This window comes from Cryobacterium sp. TMT4-10 (assembly GCF_004403275.1).
In the GTDB taxonomy this organism is placed as follows: Bacteria; Actinomycetota; Actinomycetes; order Actinomycetales; family Microbacteriaceae; genus Cryobacterium; species Cryobacterium shii.
On sequence record NZ_SOGU01000059.1, the window covers coordinates 1 to 4,754 of the forward strand.

3 protein-coding genes and 3 pseudogenes are annotated in these 4,754 nt (G+C 66.3%); 3 read left to right on the top strand and 3 right to left on the bottom strand.

Annotation, left to right across the window (positions count from 1 at the left end):
* Positions 1-831, bottom strand: a pseudogene (locus E3T42_RS09095) (IS3 family transposase); the annotation flags it as partial.
* 85 nt (positions 832-916) lie between these two features.
* Positions 917-1,138 (bottom strand): annotated as a pseudogene (locus tag E3T42_RS17630) (transposase); the annotation flags it as partial.
* Positions 1,139-1,462: 324 nt separating this feature from the next.
* On the opposite strand from E3T42_RS17630, the gene E3T42_RS09105 reads away from it, so the two are divergent.
* The 3 genes from E3T42_RS09105 to E3T42_RS09115 are packed head-to-tail and all read left to right on the top strand — an operon-like array spanning position 1,463 to position 4,550.
* Positions 1,463-2,635: a site-specific integrase gene (locus E3T42_RS09105; protein ID WP_198418099.1), complete on the top strand. Its 1,173-nt coding sequence runs from the start codon at positions 1,463-1,465 to the stop codon at positions 2,633-2,635.
* Positions 2,632-3,564, top strand: coding sequence for a tyrosine-type recombinase/integrase (locus E3T42_RS09110; protein WP_134402885.1), 933 nt, complete (start codon positions 2,632-2,634; stop codon positions 3,562-3,564). The genes E3T42_RS09105 and E3T42_RS09110 overlap by 4 nt, the downstream gene beginning before the upstream one ends.
* Entirely contained in the window at positions 3,561-4,550 is a 990-nt protein-coding gene (locus E3T42_RS09115; RefSeq protein ID WP_134402886.1) for a tyrosine-type recombinase/integrase, read from the top strand. Before E3T42_RS09110 ends, E3T42_RS09115 begins: the two co-directional genes overlap by 4 nt.
* A gap of 24 nt (positions 4,551-4,574) precedes the next feature.
* Here E3T42_RS09115 and E3T42_RS17300 read toward each other — a convergent pair.
* Positions 4,575-4,754, bottom strand: a pseudogene (locus tag E3T42_RS17300) (hypothetical protein); the annotation flags it as partial.

A 4,754-nucleotide genomic window follows, 5' to 3' on the forward strand; every position in this document is an offset into this window, starting at 1 on the left:
CGGCCCGCTCGCCAGCCTCCTCGCTCGAGACACCCTGCCCCACGAGGTCCCAGAAATCCTGCCGGTGTTCCCGGCGCCACCCCGGCGGCCGGCCCGGCGGTCGGCCCGGCGGTCGGCCCGGCGGTCGGCCCGGCGACCGCATCGGCTCCCGCCCGAGTTGCGTGGCCATCCAACCCTTCGGACGTCCCATAATCCACCTCCATAATCGAGGTGTTGCGACGACCGGTTGAATCCGCCCTGGGTGCCACGGTCGCTGTGGAAGATCACGGTCGCCGGGCGGTCTCCTCGCAGCACCATGGCCATCGTGAGGGCGTCCTGGATGAGGTCAGTGCGCATGTGGTCGGCGATGGCCCAGCCGATCACGCGGCGGCTGTGAGCGTCGATGACGGTCGCCAAATACACCCACCCCTCCCAGGTCCTCAGGTAGGTGATATCGCCCACCCAGACCTGGTTCAGCGCCCCGGTGTCCCACTCTCGTTTCACGGCGTCGACCGGGTAGGCGTCAGCGTGATCGATGATCGTGGTCGTCTTCCACTTTTTCGGGCAAATGCCCACCAATCCCAGGCGTTTCATGGTCGCGGCGACGGTCTTGCGGGAGATGATCTCCCCGTCCGCGCGGAGATCGGCCAGGATCCTTGGGGCCCCGTAGACCTCGTCGGAATCGCCGTGGAAGAAGGCCACTTTTTGCTCGATATGCACCCGCCGAATCGACGCCGGCGACGGCGGCCGGCCGGCCCAGGCGTAGTAGCCGGATCGGGAGATCTCGAGAAGACGGACCATGCGGGTGATAGTGAAGTTGGTCTTCTCCGCCAGCATCAGTTCGAACGCTTGCCGTTCGTATCCGACGCTTCCTGGGCGAAGAAGATGGACGCTTTTTCAAGAACGCCCTGTCCATCTTCAGGTCCGCGTTTTCTTTCCGAAGCCGCAGCAGCTCAGCTCGTTCAGACTCCGTCACCTCGGTCTGCCCGGTCTCGTTGCGACCCTTGAACGCGGTCACCCACCGGCCCAGCGTGGCCTCGTTGATCCCGAGCTCGCGGCCGACGGTCGCGACCGCTCTGCCGGTGGTCAACACCAGCTTCACGGCCTCGTCTTTGTACTCAGGAGTGAACTCCCGACGTGATCTTGCCATAGTGAACATTCTCTCTTGTGAGGTGTCCACTCGCTGGGGTCAAGGCCAAACCACTCCTGGAACGCCAGAATCGAACGCGGAAAATCAGGTTTGGGCACACCTCACTCTAGCTGAGCTAAGCGGATACGCACTAATCGACTTATGCCGACTCCGTGATTATGCCGATGTCGCCGCGGCCACTCTCCGATATCACTGATAGCGCTGGTATTTTCCGCAGACCCCAGAGAGATTGTCGGCATAATTCCGGCGTCGTTGGAAGCTGTTTCCGAGGAGGCATCGCGCTTCCAGACGAGGAACGAACTTATGTCAGGAACACGCAGAAAGGCTGGGGCTATGGCGCCCTACATCGCCGCCGTCGATGCGAAGCTGGCCGCGGCCGGCTACACGCCGGGCACGCGGCGGGGCATGTTGAAGATCGTCGGCGACGTCGGCCGCTGGCTGGAGACGGAACGGCTGACGGTCGCGGATTTCGACGAGTCGGCCGTCGCGTCCTTCCGCGCCGCCCGGGCCGGGGCGGGTTTCACTCAGAAGCTCTTTGGCCGCTGCTTCACTTTGATGTTCGAGGTGCTGCGGGAGGGCGGGGTACTTGCGCCTCGTCCCACGGCGGTGGTTTCTGCGCTGGAGGCTCTGCTGGCGGACTATCGGCAGTGGTTGGTCCACGACAAGGACCTGGCGGCGATGACGGTGCTGCGCTACGAGAAGTTGGCGTGGCGATTCCTGCAGATCGGTCAGCCTGCAGGAGAGCTGCTTGACACCACGATGCTGTCCGATCTCGAGATCTCGGCATTCATCCTGGCCGAGAGCGAGCGGGTGAGTCTCGGGTCCGCGCGCGGGCGGGTCGCGGAGATGCGCTCGTTGCTGCGCTACCTCTATCTCACGGACCGGACCAGCTGGAATCTTGCGGGATGTGTTCCCGCGGTCGCCGGTTGGCGCGACGCGCACCTGCCCGTCGCGCTCAGCGCCGGGCAGGTCGAGGCGATGGTGGACAGCTGCGATCCCGGCACCAGCACCGGCCGCCGGGACCGGGCGATCATGCTGCTGCTGGCCAGGCTGGGACTTCGGTCCATCGAGGTCGCCCGGTTGCGCCTGGACGACGTCGACTGGCGCGCCGGGGAGGTCACGGTCCGCAGCAAGGCCCGCCGCCGCGACCTGATGCCCCTGCCCGTCGACGCGGGAGAAGCGCTGGCGGACTACCTCCACGAGGGCCGGCCGGCGTCGCCGCACCGGGAGGTGTTCATCACCGAACGGGCCCCACGCAAACCGATCGCGGCGGATCTGGTCGGTGATGTGGTGCGCCGGGCGGCTCGCCGGGCCAATTGCCCGGAAGCGAAGGCACACCGGCTGCGGCACGCGCTGGCGACAGAGATGCTGGCGAAAGACATCCCCCTGCTGGACATCGGGCAGGTGCTGCGGCACCGGGATCTGGCCACCACTGCCATCTACGCGAAGATCGCCATCGACTCGCTGCGCGGCATCGCCCAGGACTGGCCGGGGCAAAACTCATGACGACACTCACTGAGTCCTTGGACGACTACCTTCGGCTGCGACGGAACCTGGGCTATCAGTTGGCTGACGCGGCGAGGCTTCTTCCCCGGTTCGTGGCGTGGATGGACGCCAATGAGCAACCGACGGTCACTATCGCCAACACCATCGCCTGGGTCGAGTCCGTGTCGGCTGAACCGGGCAGCGCTGTCTGGCCGCGCCGAATGACGGCCGTTCGCGGCTTCGCCCGCTACCTCTCCGGCATCGATTCCGCGACAGAAGTTTCACCAATCGGGTTGTTCCCCTCCCGCCGGCGCTGGAGGACACCATTCATCTATTCCGTCGACGACATCACCGCCTTGATGGGCCACGCGCAGCACGACTTGGATTCGCGACTGCCCGCGGCGACGTATTCCAACCTGATCGGGCTGCTGTCGGTGACGGGGCTACGCATCGGGGAAGCGATCCGGCTGGATCGGGCCGACGTTGACCTCGCTGCCGGCGTCCTCCTGGTCCGGGAATCGAAATTCATGAAGACCCGCAAGGTTCCCGTGCGCTCCAGCACCGTTGCTGCACTGCGCACATATGCCGCTCAGCGCGACACGCACCTCCCGGCGCCGTCCACCACGAGCTTCTTCGTGATGGTGACAGGAAAACGGCTGCTCTATCCCGTTGTCCAAACCGTCTTCCACCGCCTGTGCTCCGAGGCGGGGATCGGCGTCGGAGCGGCCCGCGGTCCCCGCTTACACGACCTGCGTCACACTTTCGCGGTCACCACGCTGGTCAACTGGTATCGCAGCGGCGCCGACGTCCACGCGCGACTGCCTTATCTCTCCACCTATCTCGGGCACCGCGATCCGCGGTTCACCCACTGGTATCTCTCCGCTGCGCCAGAACTGCTCGCCCTGGCCGCTGAACGCCTCGCGCCTGGGGATGGGCGGGTGCAGTCATGACGGCAATCACGGCGACGGTCCAGGTATTCTTCAGCGACCGTTTGGCCAAACAGCGCCAGGCCAGCGGCCACACCATCGCCGCCTACCGCGACACGCTGCGGCTGCTCGTCGCCTTCGTCCAGTCCACGACGGGGAAGCTGCCCTCGCACCTGGACTGGTCGGATCTCGACCAGGGCATGATCAGCGCGTTCCTGAACCATCTGGAGACCAAGCGGCACAACAGCGCCCGCACACGCAACGCCCGCCTGGGCGCGCTGCGGTCGCTGTTCCGCTACGCCGCGCTGCAGCACCCCGAACACGCCGACGTGATCGCCCGGGTGCTGGCGATTCCGCCGAAGAGGTTCGACAAAGCAACGGTGTCCTACCTCACCGCCGCGGAGGTCGACGCACTGCTGGCCGCGCCGAACCTCACCACCTGGGAGGGCCGCCGCGACCACGCCTGGCTGATGCTCTGCGTCCAGACCGGGTTGCGGGTGTCGGAGCTGACCGGGTTGAACTGCGCCGACATCGCCTGCGGCACCGGCGCAAACGTCCGCTGCCACGGGAAGGGACGCAAAGACCGCGCCATCCCGCTCACCGCAGCAACAGCGGCGGCGATCCGCCACTGGCTGCGTGAGAGGGCCGGCCTGCCGACCGATCCGTTGTTCTGCACCCGCACCGGTCGACGACTCACCCGCGATGCGATCGAGCACAGACTGGCCGCCCACCACTCCACAGCCGCCCTAGCCTGCGGAACATTGCATTCGAAGAAGCTGTCCCCGCACACGCTGCGGCACACCACCGCGATGACGCTGCTGCACGCGGGAGTGGACACCACCGTCATCGCGCTCTGGCTGGGCCACGCCGACACCCGGTCCACGGATCCCTACATCCACGCCGACATGACGATCAAGGAACGCGCGCTGGCCAAAACCACCCCGGTGTCGTCGCCGCCCGGCCGATACCGTCCCGCGGACAGCCTGCTCGCATTCCTCGAAGGACTGTGATTATGCCGACCTCCACGCAGCCAACTACCGGTCACAGTCCTGGAAAACACTGGGCGCGGGGCCCGCCGCCCCACCCACATCGGCATAATCACGGAGTCGGCATAAGTCGATTACGAGCAGCGTCGGGCCGGCGAAGAACCGCATCATCGTGCCCCACTTGCCCTCGATCGCGGCGCGGTGGCAGCGGGCGGCGAGATCGGCCGC